Genomic DNA, 19,143 nt, shown 5'->3' with positions numbered 1-19,143 from the left:
GAAGCGGGGGAAGTTAGTTTATGCCGATATTGATTGTTTGCTTTGGGGTTGCGCTGCTGCTTGTTCTGATTATGAAAGCAAAGCTGAATACGTTTGTATCGCTTACGATTACCGCGTTTGTCGTGGCACTGCTGCTCGGTATGGATCCGACGACCATCGTAACCACCATTGAAAGCGGAATCGGCGGCCAGCTGGGGCATTTGGCGCTGGTGTTCGGTTTCGGCGCCATGCTCGGCCGGCTGGTATCCGACGCTGGCGGCGGTTACCGAATCGCCATTACGCTAATCGACAAGTTTGGCCGTAAACGGATTCAGTGGGCGGTCGTGGTGGCTTCATTTATCGTCGGAATCGCCTTGTTCTTCGAAGTGGGTCTGGTGCTCTTGATCCCGATTGTTTTCGTCATCGCGAAAGAATTAAAGATGCCGTTCCTGTATCTCGGCATTCCGATGGCCGCCGCGCTGAACGTAACCCACGGCTTTCTGCCGCCGCATCCGGCGCCGACCGCTATCTCGGCAGCTTATGGAGCGGATTTGGGACAGGTTCTGTTGTACGGCATGATCATCGCCATTCCGACGACGATTGTGGCCGGACCCTTGTTCAACAAAGTGCTGATGAAAGTGTATCCCCGCGTGTACGAGCGGGAAACGGACGCTTCCGTTGTCGGCGGCGATCAAAAAAGCTTTGTGCTTAGCGAAACCCCCGGTTTCGGCATCAGCGTGCTGACTTCCATGCTTCCCGTGATTTTTATGGGTGTTGCCGCGGCCGCCAAAATGGTGATGCCCGAAGATTCGGCCGTGCTCAAAGTGCTGAATTTTATCGGAACGCCCGGCACCGCGATGCTTATCTCTTTGCTGGTGGCCATGTATACTATGGGTATAGCCAGAGGGATCGCGATGAAGCAAATCAGCAATACTTTGGTAAGCGCTATCTCGCAAATCTCCATGATGCTGCTCGTAATCGGCGGCGGCGGAGCCTTTAAGCAGGTGCTGGTCGACGGCGGGATCGGCGATTACGTATCCCAATTGTTCTCGGCAACGAATCTGTCCCCGCTGCTTGTCGCCTGGATGATCGCGGCGATTTTGCGATTGTGCCTCGGCTCCGCCACGGTGGCCGCGCTGACGACAGCGGGTCTGGTGACGCCGCTGATCGCAGGCGGAGATGTGAATCCGGCGCTGATGGTGCTGGCTACGGGAGCGGGCAGCGTAATCGCCTGCCATGTGAACGATGCCGGGTTCTGGATGATCAAGGAGTATTTTGGACTAACGCTGAAGGAGACCTTTGGTACGTGGACTACGCTGACAACGGTGCTTTCGGTGACGGGACTGCTCTGCGTGTTGGCCTTGGGCGCGATTTTGTAAAGGTAAGGAGGAGCAAACGATGAACGGCCTGGATGTTGAACGGGTGTTGGGCTGGCTCGAGGAGGCGGCGCAAATGCTGCGCGACTCGCTTCAGGAAGAAAGAGAAATATCCCAGAAGACCGGGGCCCTTGATTTGGTGACCGATATGGACCGGCGGATCGAACAGTTTCTGGTCCGCAATATCAGGGAGTTCTACCCCGGCGACCGTATCCTGGGCGAGGAAGGCACGGGGGACCGGGTGGAGGATCTGGCCGGCCGTGTATGGATACTGGACCCCATTGACGGAACGATGAACTTCATCAAACAGAAAGAAAATTTTGCGGTCATGATCGCTGTTGTGGAAGATGGCATCGGCAAATGCGGTTTCATTTATGATGTAATGCGCAGCCGGCTCGTTTGGGGCGGGCCGGAAACCGGCGTATATTATAACGGTCAGCCACTGCCGCCATTGCAGGATCACGAATTAAAGGACAGCTTGGTAGCTATTAACTGGCAGATGTTTGCCGACAATGTTTCCAACGTCAAGGCGCTGGCCTGGGGAAGCTGCGGGGTCCGGATACAGAGCTGTGCGGGTACGGAATTTATTCAGCTTTTATTGGGAAAACAGTCGGTGTACGTTTCCAAGCTGGCACCTTGGGATTACGCGGCCGGGAGAATTTTGTGCGAAACCGCGGGGATTCGTTGTTCTACCATTAAAGGCGAACCGCTGGGATGGCTGGAATCGATTCAGGGAGCATTCGCTACACCGCGCGCATATGAAAGCGCTATACGAATGTTGAATGAACAATAATTTGCACCGGTGGAGACCTGTTGGCCTATTCGGCTAGGAGGTCTTTTTATTTTAAAAAAAAATTAAATATAGTACGTTCTATATATTGATTTAGCTTGAAATATTGTGTATTATTCAAACATAAATGCTGATTATATATCCGATTTACGCTTAAAAAAGTGTGCAAGTTCGCTTATGAAGTGGAGGTAAACCGTGATCGAACTGACAGCCCGTCAACTGCAAATTATCGATATCGTCCAAAAAAACGCACCGATCAGCGGAGAACAGATTGCTGAAAGCTTGCACTTAAGCAAACCTACGATCCGCTCGGACCTGTCGCTTCTGGTTATGCTCGATTATATCAACGCAAAGCCAAAGGTCGGTTACTTCCCGGGAGGCAAAGCTTCTTCCGATCTGCGCAACGGTTACCTGCTGCAAAATAGCAAAGTCAAAGATATTCAGGGCATGCCGATCATTATCCGGGAAATCACCACCATACAAGATGCCGTCGTTACGCTTTTTCTGCAGGACGTGGGCACGCTTTTCGTTTGCGATGACGACGGCAAGCTCGCCGGGGTTGCCTCGCGCAAAGATTTTCTTAAGGTTACGCTCGGCAACCCTGGCGCCGCGTCCATGCCGGTCAGCATGGTCATGACACGCCAACCCAAGGTGGTTACGGTATTTCCCGAAGATACGGTGCTCGACGCGGCGCAAAAAATGATTTTGCACGAGGTAGACAGCCTGCCGGTTGTCGTTCCGGCTAACGAGGAAGAGAGCGGCGCAAGGCTTACGGTGGTTGGCCGTTTGACGAAAACTTCGATCTTAAAGCTGCTTCTTGACAAAGAGAACCATTGATAGGGAAACAGGAGGAATCGAGAGAGCATGGAAACATCACATTTGATCACGATCTGCTCGGATTCATTGGGAGATACGGCCGAGGCGGTAGTGCAGGCCGTCATACATCAATTTGAGAATCAACGAGTCAAGATCAAGCGGTACGGCAACATCCGGCATGAAGATGAGCTGCGGAAGCTGCTGGAAGAAGCCGCGCGCCACAAAGGGTTCGTGGCCTATACGCTGGTGCAGCCAGAGCTCCGCGAAGTGATTCGCGAGGAAGCCGTCAGGCTCGACCTGCGCATCGTCGATATTATGGGCCCTATGATGCAGGCGTTCATCGATACTTTCGACGATTCCCCGCGAGCACGGCCCGGCCTGCTGCATCAGCTTAATGAAAATTATTTTCGGCGTATAGAAGCCATCGATTTTACGGTGGCCAGCGACGGCGGACGGAATCTTGAAGCCATGTTCGAGGCGGATATCGTGGTGATGGGCATATCGCGCACCTCCAAGACGCCTTTAAGCATCTTCCTGGCCCATCGCGGCAAAAAAGTCGTAAACTATCCGCTCGTTCCCGAGGTGGGGCCGCCGCCGCATCTGCTGAGCCTGCCTTCGAGCCGCCTCATCGGCCTGACGATGGAGCCGGAGCATATGCTCAAAATCCGTTCGGAGCGGCTGAAAATGCTGGGCCTGCCGCTGGACACGCAATACACGAGTCTGGCCCGTATCCAGGAAGAAACGGATTACGCCCTGGCGCTATATTCCCGGCTCAAATGTCCGGTTATCGACATTACCGATAAAGCGATCGAAGAGACGGCCGGCATCATCATGGGTTATATTTAAAAAATTTCCGATTATAACGCTATTGGGGGGAGTTTGTATGGAACGAGAACTGACGCTGGAAATTGTAAGGGTGACGGAACTTGGCGCCCTGGCCGCCGCCCGCTGGGTCGGCAGAGGCGATAAAAATGCGGCCGACGAGGCTGCTACCGCGGCGATCCGCTCCATGTTCGATTCCGTTTCGATCGACGGAACCGTGGTCATTGGCGAAGGGGAAATGGATGAAGCGCCTATGCTCTATATCGGGGAAAAGGTAGGCAATGGCCTGGGACCGTCCGCGGACGTTGCCGTTGATCCGCTCGAAGGCACGGAAGTGGTGGCCGCGGGTCTCAGCAACGCGCAAGCCGTCATCGCCGTCGCCGACAAAGGCAGCCTGCTGCACGCCCCTGACATTTACATGGAGAAGCTGGCCTGCGGCCCGCAACTGGCCGGTAAATTGAGCATTACGGATCCGGTCGGCATCACCTTGAACAAAGCCTCCCAAATTACGGGCAAATCGCTTTCCGAACTGACCGTCATGGTTCTTGACCGGGAACGCCATGCGGGCCTGATTTCCGAATTGCGGAAAGCCGGCGTCCGGATCAAACTGCTGCTTCATGGCGATGTCGCCGGCGCCATTGCGGCCGCGCTGCCGGACAACGACGTTGACCTTTACCTTGGCTCCGGCGGCGCGCCGGAAGGCGTGCTGGCAGCGGCCGCCTTGAAATGCCTCGGCGGCGAGATGCAGGGCATTTTGCTTCCGAGCACTCCGCAGGAGGTCCAGCGCTGCCTGCAAATGGGCATTGCCGATCCCACCCGGGTGCTTTCCATGCAGGATATGGTCGGCTCCGGCGATGTCTTGTTCGCCGCCACCGGCGTGACGACCGGAGAATTTCTGAACGGGGTCCGCTTTATCGGTTCCGATCATGCGGAGACGCATTCCGTCATCATGCGCGCGCAGAGCCGCACGATCCGCTATATAAAGAGCGTGCACTTTCTTCCCAAAAAGCAGTTTCCGGCGGAAATTCCCGCCTGGGAACAGGTTTCTTCCTTGTAACACTTCCATAGAGTATTAGCAAACTTAAAACGGCATGCGTCGTCCTTGGACAAACGCATGCCGTTTTAAGTTTGCGCATATTTCTATTGAACTAAAACTTTTTAACCAAAAGATGATCAAAACAAAAAGTTATAGCTAGATACACAAGGTATTATGATAATTTCGTGCCCAAAAGGTGGAATAAAAAGAAAAAATGTAAAATATAAGTTGACTGTAAGCGCTTTTAATATTATCATGTAATCACATTATCATCAAGAGTTTATCATAATATCATCGCAATTTATCTCCGCAAAAACTTCGGGAAAGGAGGCGGCATAAACAAGCAAATTACGAAGAGAACCAAAAGAGGAGGAAGCGCATGAATACGTTGACAAGCAGAGAACCGTCCAAGCAGAAGAAAACGATTGTTGCCGCCTTGGCTAACTACATCGATGCCGGTTCGATTGTGGCCGGTTCGGCCGGATTGTCTTTATGGGTAGATTATCTTGGATTGAATGACAGCCAAATCGGATTGCTGGGGGCCATGAGCGCCAACGCGATTTCGGCCGCCATCGGCGCGCTGATCGGCGGGTATTTGGCGGATAAGGTGGGAAGAAAGAAAATTTATACGACCAGTATGGTGGCTTATGCGCTTGGAACCCTGCTCATTGTTTTTGGGGTTAATTTTCCGATGCTGCTTGTCGGCTACATTATCGCCGGCATCGCGGTCGGAGCGGACATTACCGCTTCCTGGACCATTATCGCCGAGAATGCCCCTAAGGAGAAACGGGCCAGGCATGCCGGAATGGCTCAGGTAGCCTGGGCGCTGGGAGCGGTTATCGTTATGCTTCTATCGGTGCTGCTCGGGGGGATGGGCTTGCTCGGCAACCGGATCGTTTTCGCCCATTTGCTGGTCATTTCTTTGATTACCTTAATCCTGCGCATGCGCTTGCCGGAATCGGAAGCCTGGAAAAGCCGGCAGGTCCACCAGAAGCAGGGGATGATTGAAAGGAAAACGTATAGGCATTTGTTCCAGCGCAAATTTTTGCGCAGCATTCTTTTTTTGATGGGTGTGTATCTAGTCTGGAATTTGGCCGCCGGCGTTATGGGTTTCTTTATGCCGTATATCTATCAGAAAGTCGGCGGGGTCTCGGCAACGGCCGCCAATCTGTTGCAAATGGGGTATTTTACCTTCACGGGTCTGGCGGTGGCCTTGATTTTTATGGTGTTCGCGGATAAACATCGCCGCAAAGTGTATGCGTTTTCAGCATTGCTTGCCGTTGCCGGCTGGTCGCTGCTATTGCTTCCGGTGGATGGAATCCCCATTCTTGTACTGTTTATCATTTTGATGGGCATCAACAACGGCTCCGGCCAGCAAGCCAATTACCAGCTGTGGTCCAGCGAATTGTTCCCCACTTCGCTGCGGGCGTCCGCGCAAGGCTTTATGTTTTTCGCGGTGAGAATAACGCTCGGCATATGGAGCGTGTTCGTGCCGATGCTGCTCACGGATTTTGGCATACGGGAGGTCGCCGCGATCCTGGTGGTTTTTGTGTTTATCAGCTTCCTGATCGGCACCTTGTTCGCTCCGAGCACCTCCGGCAAATCATTGGAAGAGATTCAGCTGGAGCTTTACGGAGAACCAAAACCGCCCCTATTTTCGAATAAAGGCTCTTCGGCTGACCTTGTTGAACCCAAAAATGAATTTTAACTTACATCTTCAATCAACAAAATAAATAAATTTGGAGGAGTATACTCATGACCATGAAGTTTGGAGTTATCGGAACCGGAGCGCTTGGCGTAGATCATATGAGAAGAATCCAGCAGACGTTAAACGGCGGCGAGGTTGTGGCGGTTACGGATATAAACCCGGAGGCGGCTAAACAGGCGGTGGCAAATTGGGGACTGGATGCGCAGGTATTTCCCGATGACCGCACCCTGCTGGCCGAAGGTAACGTGGATGCGATCGTGATTACGAGCTGGGGGCCGGCCCACAAGGCGAGCGTGCTGGCCGGCATTGAAGCGGGAAAATACGTTTTTTGCGAAAAGCCGCTCGCTACAACCGCCGAGGATTGCTTGAGCATTGTCGAGGCCGAGATGAAGCACGGCAAACGTTTGGTGCAAGTCGGGTTTATGCGCCGGTATGACAGCGGATACATCAAACTGAAAGAGGCGATCGAAAATAAATGGATCGGCGAACCGCTGATGATCCGCGCCGCGCACCGCAATCCGGAAGTGGGCGACAGCTATCTGACCAACATGGCGATTACGGATACGCTGATTCACGAAATCGACGTGTTGCATTGGCTTGTCAATGACGATTATAAAGCCGTGCAGGTGGTTTATCCGAAGAAAACCAAATATGCCTCGGGCCATTTGCAGGACCCGCAAATCATCACGCTAAAAACCGCAAGCGGAATTATTATTACCGCCGAAGTGTTTGTCAATTGCCAATACGGTTACGATATTCAGTGCGAGGTGATCGGGGAAGAGGGGATCGTCGCGCTGCCTGAAGTTCAAAGCGTTACATTCCGTAAGGATGCCAAGCTCGGAGTGAACCTGCTTATGGACTGGAAGCAGCGTTTCATCGAGGCTTACGACGTGGAGCTGCAGGATTTTATCGATTCCATTCAAAAAACGGGCGAACCGGGCGGGCCAACGTCCTGGGACGGCTACATCGCCGCGGTGACGGCCGACGCTTGCGTCAAAGCGCAAGCATCGGGCGAGTGGGAACCTGTAACCTTGAAGGAGAAACCGGAGTTTTACCGTACGAACCGATAAACCTGCCCGACAAGGAGGAACCCCTTGATCGATCTGTATATCCCTCAATCGGAACCGGGAATTGTGTGGAAGCGAGGCGTATATTTTCATGAGGCTTCAGACTTAGCAAAATCAATGTTCTTTTATGTTTTTTGGGGCGGCGAGTATTATTGCCGGTTTCCGTACAAAGTGGACCGAGATTATATGAGCTCCTTTATTCTATTTTCGATTCAGGAGGGAAGCCTTGCCTTTCATTACCGGGACGATCAATTTACCGCTTCCGCGGGCGATATCGTTTTGCTGGATTGCCGGTACCGCAATTACTATTATGCGGTGGACGATGTGAGGTTTCACTTCTTTCACTTTTCGGGCCCGCAGTCCGAGATGATGTGCGAGGAGTTGTATAAAAAAGCCGGGTGCCTGTTCTCCGGAATGGGCCGTGACAATACGGCGATCCCCGCGATCATTGATAAAATCGCCGCCGGCAATCCCGACGATTTTGATCTGTCCGTGCAAATCTATCAATTACTGGTTTCTCTTTTTAAAGCGGGTTATCCGGCAGGCCCAAAGCAGGTTTCGGGAAAAAGGCTTAATCCGGATCTTAGACCGGCTCTGGATTACATTCATGCTCACTTTGCCGAGAAACTTTATGTTGAGCAATTAAGCAAGCTTTCCAATCTGAGCTTGTACCATTTTGTGCGGTTGTTTAAAAAAGAGATCGGCGTAACTCCGCACCATTACATCCTGAACTTGCGGCTGAAAAGAACAAAGCAACTGCTGGTGGAGACCAATCTCACGGTGGAAGAAATCAGCGCCCGCTGCGGGTTTAATAATGTCGCCCATTTCATTCGGACGTTCTCCAAATCCACGGGCGGGCTGACCCCCGGCAAATTCAGAAAGATGCGATTTTAAGCTGACCCGGTGCACTGCGCCGGCTTCTTTTTTAGGCGCTTTGGTTGAGCAAAAAAAGTCAATTTCTAAGCAAGTGCGGATAGTGTTTTTGAGCCTGTTTCCCATTAGAATGGACCTCGAAAGATGGAAAAAACCGTATCTTACTTTTTTGGCGGGGGGGATGAACATGGCAGCCCAAAATGCAATCAAATGGGGCATAGCGCCCATAGGTTGGAGAAACGACGATATTCCCGAAATCGGCAAGAACAACAATCTGCAGCAAATTTTAAGCGACATCGTTGTGGCAAAATTCGAAGGAACGGAAGCGGGAGGCTTTTTCCCCGAGCCCGAGGTGTTGAACAAGGAGCTGAAGCTGCGGAATTTGCGCATTGCGGGAAAATGGTTCAGCAGTTTCATCATCCGTGACGATGTTGAGCAGACCGCGCGGGATTTCGCCGAACATTGCGCCTATTTGAAAGCGGTTAACGCGGATGTCGCCGTCGTCTCGGAGCAAACGTACAGTGTGCAGGGAACGGACAAAAATGTATTTAAAGAGAAGCCGGAATTTACGGACGCAGAATGGACGCGGCTTTGCGAAGGCTTAAACGCTCTGGGGGAAGCAGCCGATAAATACGGACTAAAGCTGGTTTATCACCATCATATGGGGACCGGGGTGCAAACCAAAGCAGAGGTGGACCGGCTGATGGCCGGCACCGATTCCAAGCTTGTTCATTTGCTCTATGATACGGGCCATATTTATGTCTCGGATGGCGATTATCTGTCACTGCTGGAGGCGCATATAAAGCGGATTGCCCATGTCCATTTCAAAGATGTGCGGCCGGAAATATTGGAAAAATGCCGAGCGGAAGGAAAATCGTTTCTGCAATCCTTTCTGGCGGGGATGTTTACCGTTCCGGGTGACGGGTTGATCGATTTTGCGGAAGTATACTCCTTTCTGATGCAGAGCGGTTATCAAGGCTGGATTGTGATTGAAGCCGAGCAGGATCCGGAGATTGCCAATCCGCTGGAATACGCCTTAATCGCCCGGGACTATCTCGATTCCTACGTATTGAAAGCGTAAATGAGCACAGACGTGCGGTGATTGGATAGGAGCCGATAGAGAAGAAATCAATAGCGGATTGCCGGAATTTTATGAAATACGAGAGATAAACATTGGGAGGTAAATTCCATGAAAATAGGCTTCAACGAAGGCTGCAACCGGTTTTGCCAGGATCACTCGGTGCTGAAGGATCTGGAATATTGCGAAAAACACGGGTTCGACTATATCGATATTCAGTCCGAATGCTTGAACCGTGATCTGGAGGCCGGAAAATACACGCTTGAGGATTTGAGCGCCTGGTTCAGAGACCCTGCCCACAAGCTGAAAATGCTGTCGTACAACGCGCTGATTTTCTTTAATATGAAGCAAACGCAGGCGGAAAAGGCTGCGGTTATGGAAGAACTGGACGAAATCATCCGCCGCTGCAACATGCTGGACTGCAAAATGATCGTCGTCATTCCGTCGATGGATTTGCCGGTTCACGCCACAGTGGATGAAATCAAAGCGGACGCGGTTGCCGTGCTCAAGGAAATGGTGAAAAAGGTTGAACCGCACGGCATCAAGCTGTCGATCGAATTCTGCGGCGCGCCTTCCATGTCGATCAACCGTTTCGAGGACGCTTACGCTATCGCGCAGGCGGTTGATTCTCCGCTGGTGGGCATCACGCTGGATCAATACCATTTCCATGCCATGGCCTCCAGTTTTGAAGCGCTGGAAAAGGCGGACGGCAGTAAAATTTTTGTCTGGCATTTAAACGGTTCGGAAAATATGCCTTGCGGAGCCCCGTACAATACCGACGAGAAGCGGCTGTGGCCGGGCGAGCCCGGCGATTGTCGATTGTCTGGACCACCGGCGTTATGCCGATACGTTGAAGAAAATCGGGTTTGAAGGGGACGTTTGCACGGTGGAAGTCTTCCGCCCCGATTATTACAAGCTATCCCAGGAAGAGAACGTAAAAAAAGCCGCCGAAGTGACCCGCAGACATGTAGCCAAGTACTGGGGCTGACCGTATTCCGGCGGAAAGCATTAGTCCATCTTATGATACCGATAAGGGAGAGATATTGACATGATCATCGCTTATGACCCGACGCATTACAGAGACAACACAACGATTGAGGAAATGGTCGATAAGGTGGCGAGACTGGGCTACGAATATATTGAGCTGTCGCCGCGGGAAGATTTTTGTCCGTTTTATAAATATCCCAAGGTCGATAAAGCCAAAATCGCTTCCCTGAAAAAAAGATTGCGCGACACGGGGCTGAAAATCTCCTCATTATTGCCGCTATATTATTGGGCCGGTCCGGATGAGGAGCAAAGACAGGCGGCGGTGCGGAACTGGAAGCGCGCCATTGAAATCGCCGTAGAGCTTGATGTCGATTTGATGAACAGTGAATTCAGCGGCAGTAAATATAACGTACGGGTGTGCGAAGAGAAATTTATTAAATCGATGGAAGAGCTGCTGCCGGTCTTTGAACGGGAAGGAATCAAGCTGAATCTGCAAGCCCACCCCTTGGATTTTATCGAAACGAACAGGGAAGCGATCAACATGATTCGCGCTTTGGATAAAGATTGGATCAAGCTGGTCTACTCCACCGCCCACACTTTTTACTATGACGACGGAATCGGCGACATCGAGAAGATGTTTGACGAAGCCGGAGATTTGCTGGCCCATATGTTGTTCGCCGATACGTTTAATCATAAAGCGGCCTTCGGATTGCGCTATATCGTAAATCCGCCGGACGCCGAAATTACCATTCATCAGCATTTAAACATTGGCGAAGGAGAGGTCGACTTTGCGGCAATCTTCAAAAAGCTGAAGGAAATGAAATTTGACGGCATTGCCACCAACGCGGTGTTTGCTTATCCGGACAAACCCGAGTGGTCCAGCGAGGTTACGTTGAAGGCGATGAAGGAAGGCTTGGGATTGCTTTAAAAAACAGGGGCATGCATGTGCCTGCATCAAACGATAGGAGTTGACCGGCTCTCATACATGCCCTTGCTGCTTTTAAAAATGCGGCTGTTCTGTACATTTCCTTAAAAACGCTTGCTTACAGCTTTCCGGTTAGAAATTGGGCTTCCCCCATGCCGAAGCTCCAATCCGCCGGTCCGTTCTGTACCAGCGAGATGATCACATCGGTTGGCTCAATACCGCATTCCTGCTTGAGACGTTCAGCCAGCAGCTTGTACAATCGTTCTTTCTGCGCCGGTGTCCGCTCTTTGCTTACGATGCTGATCACGACAACCTGATCGGTCCGCTTAAAACCCAAGCCTGTATCTTCAATGATCATCTCATGGGCAGGATGCTGATGCACGATCTGATACCGGTCGGTAACCGGAACCTGGAAGGCCTCGACCATCGCATCATGAGCCGCGTCCAGCAGTTTTCTCAATTCCTCCGGGCTGCGTCCTTCAATAACGTCAAAGCGTAATAACGGCATGTTGTTGTCCTCCTGTAAATTTGAATACATTTAATATAAAACATAACCAAGATATTATCAATAGTTGACCTATGGGAGTCTCTGGATTTTAATGAACATGGAGGGATTCATCCGTGACCAGTCCTTTACTGCGTAAACCGAATTTAGTTCAAGAAGGCGGTGTCGCCATCGTCCACCAGCTATTGACCGAAGACACCATGTTAAAATATGTCGGCTTCAAAATGATTGATCTCAAGGCGAAGGCGCGTTACGAGGAAACGCTGACGGATCGGGAATGCTGCATCGTCGCGCTGTCGGGCCGGATTACGGTGACTGAAGGCGAACATCGTTTTGCGGGGATCGGGACAAGGGAGCGCGTATTCGAGAAAACGCCGACCGACAGCGTGTTTGTCTCCGGCGGCAAGCGGTTCAGTCTTGAAGCGGTGACGGCTGCAACCGTCGCCCTGTGTTATGCTCCTTCCCTGCAGCAGCTTCCGACCCGCTGGATTAAAGCCGGGGACGTAAGCGTGGAGCGCCGGGGCAAATACCAGAACCAACGTACGGTGCACAACATTTTGCCTGACAACGATCCTTCAGCCAGCAGCTTGCTTGTGGTGGAGGTGTACACAGAGGGTGGAAATTTCTCGAGTTATCCCCCGCACAAGCATGACCAGGATCGTCTTCCGGAGGAATCGTTTCTGGAAGAAACGTATTATCACGAAGTGGAACCCCGTGCCGGATTTGTTTTTCAAAGAGTGTACACGGACGACCGCAGTTTGGATGAAACGATGTCCGTAGAGCATCGGGATGTGGTGCTTGTACCTGCAGGGTATCATCCGGTGGGCGTACCGGACGGATATACATCCTACTACTTGAACGTCATGGCAGGGCCCAAGCGGATCTGGAAATTCCGCAACGACCCGGATCATGAGTGGATTTTGGGACGGAAATAACCGGAAACTTCAATATAAAGGGGAGCAGCAGCATGGGGAATAAGATCAGATTGACCACGGCGCAAGCCTTGGTCAAGTTTCTAAATCAGCAGTATATTCATGTTGACGGCCGGGAAACACCGTTTGTTGAAGGCATATTCACCGTTTTCGGCCATGGCAATGTGCTTGGCATCGGACAGGCGCTGGAGCAGGATGCCGGCCATTTGAAAGTTTTTCAAGGCAAAAACGAACAAGGTATGGCTCATGCCGCCATAGCGTATGCCAAAGAGAAGCTGCGGCGGAAAATTTTTGCGGTGTCTACCTCGTCCGGACCGGGGTCCGCCAATCTGGTGACCGCGGCCGCCACGGCGCTGGCCAATAACTTTCCCGTTCTGTTTCTGGCTGCGGATACTTTCGCCACCAGACAACCTGACCCGGTACTGCAGCAGCTGGAGCATGAATACAGCATCGCGGTTACGACCAACGATGCGCTGCTGCCCGTTTCCCGCTACTGGGACCGGGTGACGCGCCCGGAACAGTTAATGAGCAGCCTGATACGAGGCTTTGAAGCGCTGACCGATCCGGCCAAGAGCGGACCGGTCACCATCTGCATTGCCCAGGATGTTGAGGGAGAAGCTTTCGATTATGATGAAGCCTTCTTCCAAAAACGCGTCCATTATGTGGATCGCCTGCAGCCAAGCGAACGGGAACTGGAAGCGGCGGAGCGGTTGATTCGCAGCAGCCGTAAACCGTTGATTGTTGTGGGCGGAGGCGTGAAATATTCGCAGGCGCGCGCAGAGCTTATCGCTTTCTCCAAGGAGTACGGGATTCCGTTGGTAGAGACGCAGGCCGGCAAGTCGGCCGTGGAAAGCACATTTGCCAACAATCTGGGGGGCATGGGCATTACGGGGACACTGGCCGCGAACAAGGCGGCCAAAATGGCGGATTTGGTAATCGGTATCGGTACCCGGTACACCGACTTTGCCACTTCGTCCAAGACGGCGTTTGACTTCGAGCATACGAAGTTTCTGAATATTAATGTCAGCCGTATGCAGGCTTACAAGTTGGATGGCTTGCAAATGGTGGCGGATGCCAAAGCCGCTTTAAGCAAACTTCACGAGCGCTTGCGCGGATATGTGAGCGAGTTTGGGCCGATACTTGCGGAACTGAAAAAGGAATGGAATGCCGAGCGTGAACGTTTGGGCCGGATTGAGTTTAAACGTTCGGGTTTCGAGCCGGAAATCAAGGGGCATTTTACGCAGGAGACGATGAACGAATATGCGGACGCGCTTGGCACGGAGCTGGCGCAGACCACGGCGCTGATCGCCATCAATGACACGATTGACAAGGACAGCATTATCATTTCTTCCGCCGGTTCTTTACCGGGAGATCTGCAGCGGCTTTGGGCGTCCGAAGTGGCGAATACGTATCACTTGGAGTATGGCTACTCTTGCATGGGATACGAAATCTGCGGCGCCTTGGGCGTCAAGCTGGCCCATCCCGAGCGGGAGGTTTACTCGATCGTAGGCGACGGCAGTTTCCTGATGCTGCACTCGGAGCTGGTCACAGCGATTCAATATGATCACAAAATCAACATCTTGCTGTTTGACAATTCGGGCTTCGGGTGTATCAACAATTTACAGATGGATCATGGCTCCGGCAGCTATTACTGCGAGTTCAGGACGAAGGACAACCGGATCATGAACATCGATTACGCCAAAGTAGCCGAAGCGTACGGCGCCAAGGTTTATCGAGCGAACACCGCCCAAGAACTCAAGCTGGCGCTGGAGGATGCCAAGAAGCAGACGACCTCTACGCTGATCGACATGAAGGTGTTGCCGAAGACAATGACGGACGGCTATGACAGCTGGTGGCATGTCGGGGTTGCCGAGGTAGCGGACAAAGAGAGCATCCGGCGGGCGTATCGGCGGAAGGTGGAGATGTTGAAGAAATCCAAGCAGTATTAATCATCGTGCGGCCGCAAAACGGCACGTCCCGGCCCATTCATGAAGCAGGCCGGGGCGTGCCGTTTATGTTTGGAGCCGGAATTTTTTCTTATGGCGTGACAATCGTAATGCCGTGTTCTAGAGCGTATTGTTGATAACTCTCATCCGGCATGCTGTTGGTGATCAGGTAATCAATGTCGCTTAAGGAGCAGTACGTGGTGATGCCGTATTTGTCAAATTTGCTGTCGTCAATCATCAAATAAACTTTTGCGCTTTTCTCCACGATTGTACTTTTTACCTCGGTCTCGAGCGGCGACGAGTTGGTCACTCCGTTGGTTAGGGTGATGCCGGTGGAAGCGAGGAAAGCTTTGTTGATGTTATATTTTTTAAGGAATTCAATGCTCTGAAAACCGACAAAAGAATTCGTCTTGCGTTCAAGCATGCCGCCTGTGGAGAAGATGGCCAAGGAAGGATACGCTTTGGCTTGGTGAATAAAGTCAAAGTTGTTGGAAATAATCGTAAGCTGCTTGTGATGAATGTAAGGAAGAAGCTCGAGGGTTGTAGTCCCCGAGTCGACAAAAATTACCTCCCCATCCTCCACAAACTGGGAAGCCAGCTTCCCGATCTCCTGCTTTTTGGTCAAGTTTTGATCTCTTCGTTCGTTAAAGACAACGAGTGCGGAGTGGTTGACGGATACTCCTCCGTAAACTTTCTTCAGAATCCCCGCTTCGACAAGGGTCTGGATATCCCTGCGGATCGTGTTCTTTGAAACGTTAAAGTGCTTGACCAGTTCCTCCAAAGATACCGACTCATGCTCAAAGACATATTCTTTAATTTGATTTATTCGTTGCGATTTGATCATATGTTGATTCCCCTAAGACAAATTTGGTTAAACTCCTGATCATATGTGGCTAAATTTATTGTAATCGAGGTGAGATCAAAAATCTACAAAGGCCGGTTTCTTTTGAACAAAAAGGTACATGTACGAAAGTACGGTTAAAAGGAAGTGTTTAGGCCTTATAATAGAGATAAAGGAGGGGGCCGGATGTTCGGTAAAAGAAATTCGGAAGATGTAGAGTCGCCTCTGACAGACTCGATTAATGAATTGTTCGTATCCAGGTTCCCGGTATTGCTTTGGGTGTTGATGGTATTTATAAGCTCGTTGACAATACAAAATCTGGGCGAACCTCGTATCGTTAATAGTTTGTTATTTAGCGCGGGCATTGTGGCTCACATCTGCCTGCACTGGAATTCGTACCGCATTACCAAAAAACATCCCTGGCTGTATTTTTTAGTGCAGGGGTTGTTGATTGCGATATGCGCCTACTTGATGCCGCAAAAAGGCACTTTTCCCGTTTTAATAGGTTTGTTTCCCGTGCTGATCGGGCAAAGCGTGGGCTTGTATAATCAAAAGCGAAAAATACTCCTGACGGCTCTGTTCTGCATGCTGCTGTTTTTTTATTGCGTTCTGCGTGCGGGCAGTCTGGATGAAATCATCGGTTTGTCGCTAATGTTTGTCTTCATGATGATCATCGTTATGGCGTATGCGCTGCTCTTTTTTAGACAAGTTCATGCGCGCCTCAGGACGCAAAATTTTTTGCGCGACCTGGAGAAGGCACATCGGAAAGTTGAAGAATTGACCCTTGCCAATGAACGGCAGCGTATGGCTCGCGATCTCCACGATACACTGGCCCAGGGCTTGGCAGGCCTGATCATGCAGTTGGAGGCCGTCGACGCTTTTATGGCCCAGGGAAACACGGACCGGTCGCGGGATATTGTCAAGAAAGCGATGGAGCAGGCGCGGCGAACTTTGGCCGATGCCCGCCGGGCGATCGACGACTTGCGGGTCAAATCGGGCCCTGACGTCGATTTCAAAGAGGCGGTGGCTGATGAGGTCCGGCGTTTTATCCAGGCTACAGGGATTCAGACATTTTTGGATATAAAAGTCACCCGGCGCTTGTCGGGAAAAATGACCGAACATAGTCTGCAGATCATTAGCGAGTGCTTGACCAATGTGACCAAACATGCCAAGGCCGATAAAGTATGGGTAACGGTGTCCGATGCGAATAACCGGTTGTTTGTTGAAATTAGAGATAACGGGACAGGTTTTAACACGGAGATGCTCGGCAAGCAACCGGGGCGCTACGGCATATTGGGGATGCAGGAGCGCGCCAGGCTGATCGGGGGAGAATTTCATATTTTTAGCGGTGCGGAAGGCACAAAAGTTCAAATGGAGGCTTCAATGCTTGAAGGAGAAACAGTATGAACCGGTATAAAGTGCTGATTGTCGACGATCATTTCGTCGTGAGAGAAGGACTCAAGCTGATTCTGGAAACCGATGAGAGATTCGAGGTCATCGGTGAAGCGGAGAACGGGGAGATTGCCGTTCAGCTGGCTCATGAACTCAACCCGGATGTGATTTTAATGGACCTGAATATGCCCGTCATGAGCGGGCTGGAAGCCATGAAGCTGTTGAATAACAGCGGCAGCCGCATTCCGGTCATTATTTTGACGACTTATAACGAAGATGATCTTATCGCTAACGGCCTTGCTTTGGGGGCGAAAGGTTATTTGCTCAAAGATACGGGCCGGGATCATCTGTTCCGTACGATCGAATCGGCGATGCGAGGAGAGACGCTGCTGCAGGCCGATATTTTGGCCAAAGCGCTGGCTGCGAAAGAGCACCGGGAGGACACCCCGCGGAAGGAGCAGGTTTCTTCGCTTACCGAGAAAGAAGTTCAGGTCCTGCAGTTCGTCGCCCGCGGGTACAAAAGCAAAGAAATTGCTTTTGATATGGGCATTTCCGAGCGAACGGTTAAGGCGTATTTAACGAACATCTATAATAAACTGGGAGTTGATTCTCGGTCGCAAGCCGTAGCAACGGCTCTGGAACGGGGAATTCTTCATCCTTAAGTACGCCCGGTCAAAATCAAACAAATGAGGGGGAGGTAAAGCTGTTAGATAGGTCCATTCGTTATGGCACCTTGTTGCTTATTATCATTGCCGTCGTTTATTTGGGCTCTAAGCTGGATTTTATTTATGGTCCCATACAAATCATGATAAGCGCGGTCCTGGTTCCGCTGCTGCTCGCCGGATTTTTTTACTATTTGCTGCGGCCGGCGGTGGATTTTCTGGAACGGCGCAAGGTCAAGCGGACATTGGCTATTCTGCTGCTGTATGTGGTTATGCTGATCGTCGCCGTCGCGTTTATCGTGGGGGTATGGCCGCCTTTGCAAACCCAAATGGTTAATCTGCTGCAAAACGTTCCAAACTTGCTCGACATGCTGAATGTCAAGCTGAACGAGCTGGCGGAGAATCAGCAGCTATCCTTTTTGCATCTGGAAGAAATTGATTTCTCCAAAGTGACCGAATATCTGGGCAATGGCGTCACGTTGCTGGCCAATTCCATTACCGGCCTTGTTTCGCTGCTTTCCAATTTTGCGATCGCCTTGTTCACGTTTCCGATCATTCTGTATTACTTGCTCAAGGATGGTCAGCGCTTCGGAGTAACTTTGGCGAAGATGTTTCCGCGGCGCTATCGCGGAGAAGCGTTGAGAACGGTCCGCGAAATCGACAATGTGCTAAACAATTATATCGTCGGCCGGGTTATCGTCAACGTAGCGCTGGGAATTTTGATGCTTATCGGATTTTGGATTTTGGGGCTTCCGTATGCCTTGTTGCTGACGGTCATCGCGGTTATTATGAATTTCGTCCCGATTTTCGGGGCCATCATCTCCGCCATTCCTATTGTGCTTATCGGCTTGATCGAGTCTCCGTACGTCGGAATCTGGTCGCTGGTGATCATCCTGGCGGCGCAGCAAATTCAGGATAACCTGATCTCGCCTTACGTGTTCGGCAAAACGCTGGATATCCATCCGGTGACGACCATTCTGCTCATCCTGGGCAGCGGCAAAATATTTGGCATCATCGGCATGCTGCTGATCGTACCTATATATATGATCCTCAAAATATTATGGAAGAAACTGTTCCGGCTGTTGATCAAGCAGCAGAATCGGAAAAAATCCGGGACGGTGGAGAAGACATAGCAGGGGGGCTCCTACTGCTGGCAAAAAATCATCGCCTTGCCGTCGTCAGAGCGGCAAGGCGATGATTTATAACTCAAGTCGAAAACCAATCGTGGGAAAACGCGAAGGGCGTTGAAAGCTTGAGGATAGGGAAGTGGGGCGAAACGACAGATCAACACTTGCTGTAAGGAGACTTTACACGATTATCCCGTTTGATCAGGTAGCAGAGAGAAAGACAAGCTCAAGAGAAAAAATATTTGGTGGGAAAGCAGATAGGCTCGAGATAATTTAGACGG

Annotated in this window: 18 protein-coding genes; 16 read left to right on the top strand and 2 right to left on the bottom strand. The window is 51.3% G+C overall.

The features are described from left to right. Positions 1-20 precede the first annotated feature (20 nt). The 11 genes from DYE26_RS13180 to DYE26_RS13130 all read left to right on the top strand — a co-directional run bounded on the left by DYE26_RS13180 (position 21) and on the right by DYE26_RS13130 (position 11,460). A complete protein-coding gene (locus tag DYE26_RS13180) occupies positions 21-1,358 on the top strand; it encodes a gluconate:H+ symporter (RefSeq protein ID WP_036624507.1) in 1,338 nt (445 codons plus the stop codon). 19 nt (positions 1,359-1,377) lie between these two features. Next, on the top strand, positions 1,378-2,148 hold the full coding sequence (locus tag DYE26_RS13175; protein ID WP_036624506.1) for an inositol monophosphatase family protein: 771 nt from the start codon (positions 1,378-1,380) through the stop codon (positions 2,146-2,148). Between the two features lie 192 nt (positions 2,149-2,340). After that, positions 2,341-2,982, top strand: a complete 642-nt coding sequence (locus tag DYE26_RS13170; RefSeq protein ID WP_036624503.1) for a helix-turn-helix transcriptional regulator — start codon at positions 2,341-2,343, stop codon at positions 2,980-2,982. A gap of 27 nt (positions 2,983-3,009) precedes the next feature. Then, positions 3,010-3,807 (top strand): pyruvate, water dikinase regulatory protein, encoded by a 798-nt coding sequence (locus DYE26_RS13165; protein WP_036624500.1) that lies wholly within the window; start codon positions 3,010-3,012, stop codon positions 3,805-3,807. A gap of 37 nt (positions 3,808-3,844) precedes the next feature. After that, positions 3,845-4,840, top strand: coding sequence for a class II fructose-bisphosphatase (gene glpX / locus DYE26_RS13160; RefSeq protein WP_036624496.1), 996 nt, complete (start codon positions 3,845-3,847; stop codon positions 4,838-4,840). A gap of 358 nt (positions 4,841-5,198) precedes the next feature. Further along, positions 5,199-6,527 (top strand): MFS transporter, encoded by a 1,329-nt coding sequence (locus DYE26_RS13155; RefSeq protein ID WP_036624494.1) that lies wholly within the window; start codon positions 5,199-5,201, stop codon positions 6,525-6,527. A 47-nt stretch (positions 6,528-6,574) separates the two neighbouring features. After that, positions 6,575-7,597, top strand: a complete 1,023-nt coding sequence (gene iolG, locus DYE26_RS13150) for a bifunctional inositol 2-dehydrogenase/D-chiro-inositol 1-dehydrogenase (RefSeq protein WP_036624492.1) — start codon at positions 6,575-6,577, stop codon at positions 7,595-7,597. A gap of 183 nt (positions 7,598-7,780) precedes the next feature. After that, complete coding sequence (locus tag DYE26_RS13145) at positions 7,781-8,488, top strand: AraC family transcriptional regulator (protein ID WP_164815258.1); 708 nt, start codon at positions 7,781-7,783, stop codon at positions 8,486-8,488. 166 nt (positions 8,489-8,654) lie between these two features. Further along, the gene (iolE, locus tag DYE26_RS13140) at positions 8,655-9,548 is read left to right on the top strand and encodes a myo-inosose-2 dehydratase (RefSeq protein ID WP_036624490.1); all 894 of its coding nucleotides are present in this window, start codon (positions 8,655-8,657) and stop codon (positions 9,546-9,548) included. Between the two features lie 108 nt (positions 9,549-9,656). After that, a complete protein-coding gene (locus DYE26_RS13135) occupies positions 9,657-10,415 on the top strand; it encodes a sugar phosphate isomerase/epimerase family protein (protein ID WP_051985603.1) in 759 nt (252 codons plus the stop codon). Between the two features lie 178 nt (positions 10,416-10,593). Further along, a complete protein-coding gene (locus tag DYE26_RS13130) occupies positions 10,594-11,460 on the top strand; it encodes a sugar phosphate isomerase/epimerase family protein (RefSeq protein WP_036624488.1) in 867 nt (288 codons plus the stop codon). Between the two features lie 115 nt (positions 11,461-11,575). Here DYE26_RS13130 and DYE26_RS13125 read toward each other — a convergent pair whose 3' ends face one another. Beyond that, positions 11,576-11,965 (bottom strand): tautomerase family protein, encoded by a 390-nt coding sequence (locus DYE26_RS13125; RefSeq protein ID WP_036624486.1) that lies wholly within the window; start codon positions 11,963-11,965, stop codon positions 11,576-11,578. A gap of 113 nt (positions 11,966-12,078) precedes the next feature. Between DYE26_RS13125 and iolB the strand changes: the two genes are divergently transcribed. Together iolB and iolD are read left to right on the top strand one after the other, a co-directional pair. After that, positions 12,079-12,897: a 5-deoxy-glucuronate isomerase gene (iolB, locus tag DYE26_RS13120; RefSeq protein WP_036624484.1), complete on the top strand. Its 819-nt coding sequence runs from the start codon at positions 12,079-12,081 to the stop codon at positions 12,895-12,897. A gap of 32 nt (positions 12,898-12,929) precedes the next feature. After that, on the top strand, positions 12,930-14,843 hold the full coding sequence (gene iolD / locus DYE26_RS13115; protein ID WP_036624481.1) for a 3D-(3,5/4)-trihydroxycyclohexane-1,2-dione acylhydrolase (decyclizing): 1,914 nt from the start codon (positions 12,930-12,932) through the stop codon (positions 14,841-14,843). An 88-nt stretch (positions 14,844-14,931) separates the two neighbouring features. Here iolD and DYE26_RS13110 read toward each other — a convergent pair whose 3' ends face one another. After that, positions 14,932-15,684, bottom strand: coding sequence for a DeoR/GlpR family DNA-binding transcription regulator (locus tag DYE26_RS13110; protein ID WP_036624480.1), 753 nt, complete (start codon positions 15,682-15,684; stop codon positions 14,932-14,934). A 183-nt stretch (positions 15,685-15,867) separates the two neighbouring features. Between DYE26_RS13110 and DYE26_RS13105 the strand changes: the two genes are divergently transcribed. From DYE26_RS13105 to DYE26_RS13095, 3 genes are all read left to right on the top strand, one after another. Beyond that, complete coding sequence (locus DYE26_RS13105) at positions 15,868-17,088, top strand: sensor histidine kinase (RefSeq protein ID WP_051985602.1); 1,221 nt, start codon at positions 15,868-15,870, stop codon at positions 17,086-17,088. Further along, entirely contained in the window at positions 17,085-17,735 is a 651-nt protein-coding gene (locus DYE26_RS13100; RefSeq protein WP_036624477.1) for a response regulator, read from the top strand. The genes DYE26_RS13105 and DYE26_RS13100 overlap by 4 nt, the downstream gene beginning before the upstream one ends. Positions 17,736-17,878: 143 nt before the next feature. Then, entirely contained in the window at positions 17,879-18,868 is a 990-nt protein-coding gene (locus tag DYE26_RS13095) for an AI-2E family transporter (protein ID WP_115311295.1), read from the top strand. The last annotated feature ends 275 nt before the right edge of the window (positions 18,869-19,143 follow it).

Source organism: Paenibacillus macerans (assembly GCF_900454495.1).
Taxonomy (GTDB): Bacteria; Bacillota; Bacilli; order Paenibacillales; family Paenibacillaceae; genus Fontibacillus; species Fontibacillus macerans.
This window is presented reverse-complemented; position numbering and strand designations above follow the sequence as displayed.

Coding starts and splice junctions, on each gene's coding strand:
- DYE26_RS13180 (WP_036624507.1), top strand. CDS start 21: ATGCCGATATTGATTGTTTGCTTTGGGGTTGCGCTGCTGCTTGTTCTG.
- DYE26_RS13175 (WP_036624506.1), top strand. CDS start 1,378: ATGAACGGCCTGGATGTTGAACGGGTGTTGGGCTGGCTCGAGGAGGCG.
- DYE26_RS13165 (WP_036624500.1), top strand. CDS start 3,010: ATGGAAACATCACATTTGATCACGATCTGCTCGGATTCATTGGGAGAT.
- glpX (WP_036624496.1), top strand. CDS start 3,845: ATGGAACGAGAACTGACGCTGGAAATTGTAAGGGTGACGGAACTTGGC.
- DYE26_RS13155 (WP_036624494.1), top strand. CDS start 5,199: ATGAATACGTTGACAAGCAGAGAACCGTCCAAGCAGAAGAAAACGATT.
- iolG (WP_036624492.1), top strand. CDS start 6,575: ATGACCATGAAGTTTGGAGTTATCGGAACCGGAGCGCTTGGCGTAGAT.
- DYE26_RS13145 (WP_164815258.1), top strand. CDS start 7,781: ATGAGCTCCTTTATTCTATTTTCGATTCAGGAGGGAAGCCTTGCCTTT.
- iolE (WP_036624490.1), top strand. CDS start 8,655: ATGGCAGCCCAAAATGCAATCAAATGGGGCATAGCGCCCATAGGTTGG.
- DYE26_RS13135 (WP_051985603.1), top strand. CDS start 9,657: ATGAAAATAGGCTTCAACGAAGGCTGCAACCGGTTTTGCCAGGATCAC.
- DYE26_RS13130 (WP_036624488.1), top strand. CDS start 10,594: ATGATCATCGCTTATGACCCGACGCATTACAGAGACAACACAACGATT.
- DYE26_RS13125 (WP_036624486.1), bottom strand. CDS start 11,965: ATGCCGTTATTACGCTTTGACGTTATTGAAGGACGCAGCCCGGAGGAA.
- iolD (WP_036624481.1), top strand. CDS start 12,930: ATGGGGAATAAGATCAGATTGACCACGGCGCAAGCCTTGGTCAAGTTT.
- DYE26_RS13110 (WP_036624480.1), bottom strand. CDS start 15,684: ATGATCAAATCGCAACGAATAAATCAAATTAAAGAATATGTCTTTGAG.
- DYE26_RS13105 (WP_051985602.1), top strand. CDS start 15,868: ATGTTCGGTAAAAGAAATTCGGAAGATGTAGAGTCGCCTCTGACAGAC.
- DYE26_RS13100 (WP_036624477.1), top strand. CDS start 17,085: ATGAACCGGTATAAAGTGCTGATTGTCGACGATCATTTCGTCGTGAGA.
- DYE26_RS13095 (WP_115311295.1), top strand. CDS start 17,879: ATGATAAGCGCGGTCCTGGTTCCGCTGCTGCTCGCCGGATTTTTTTAC.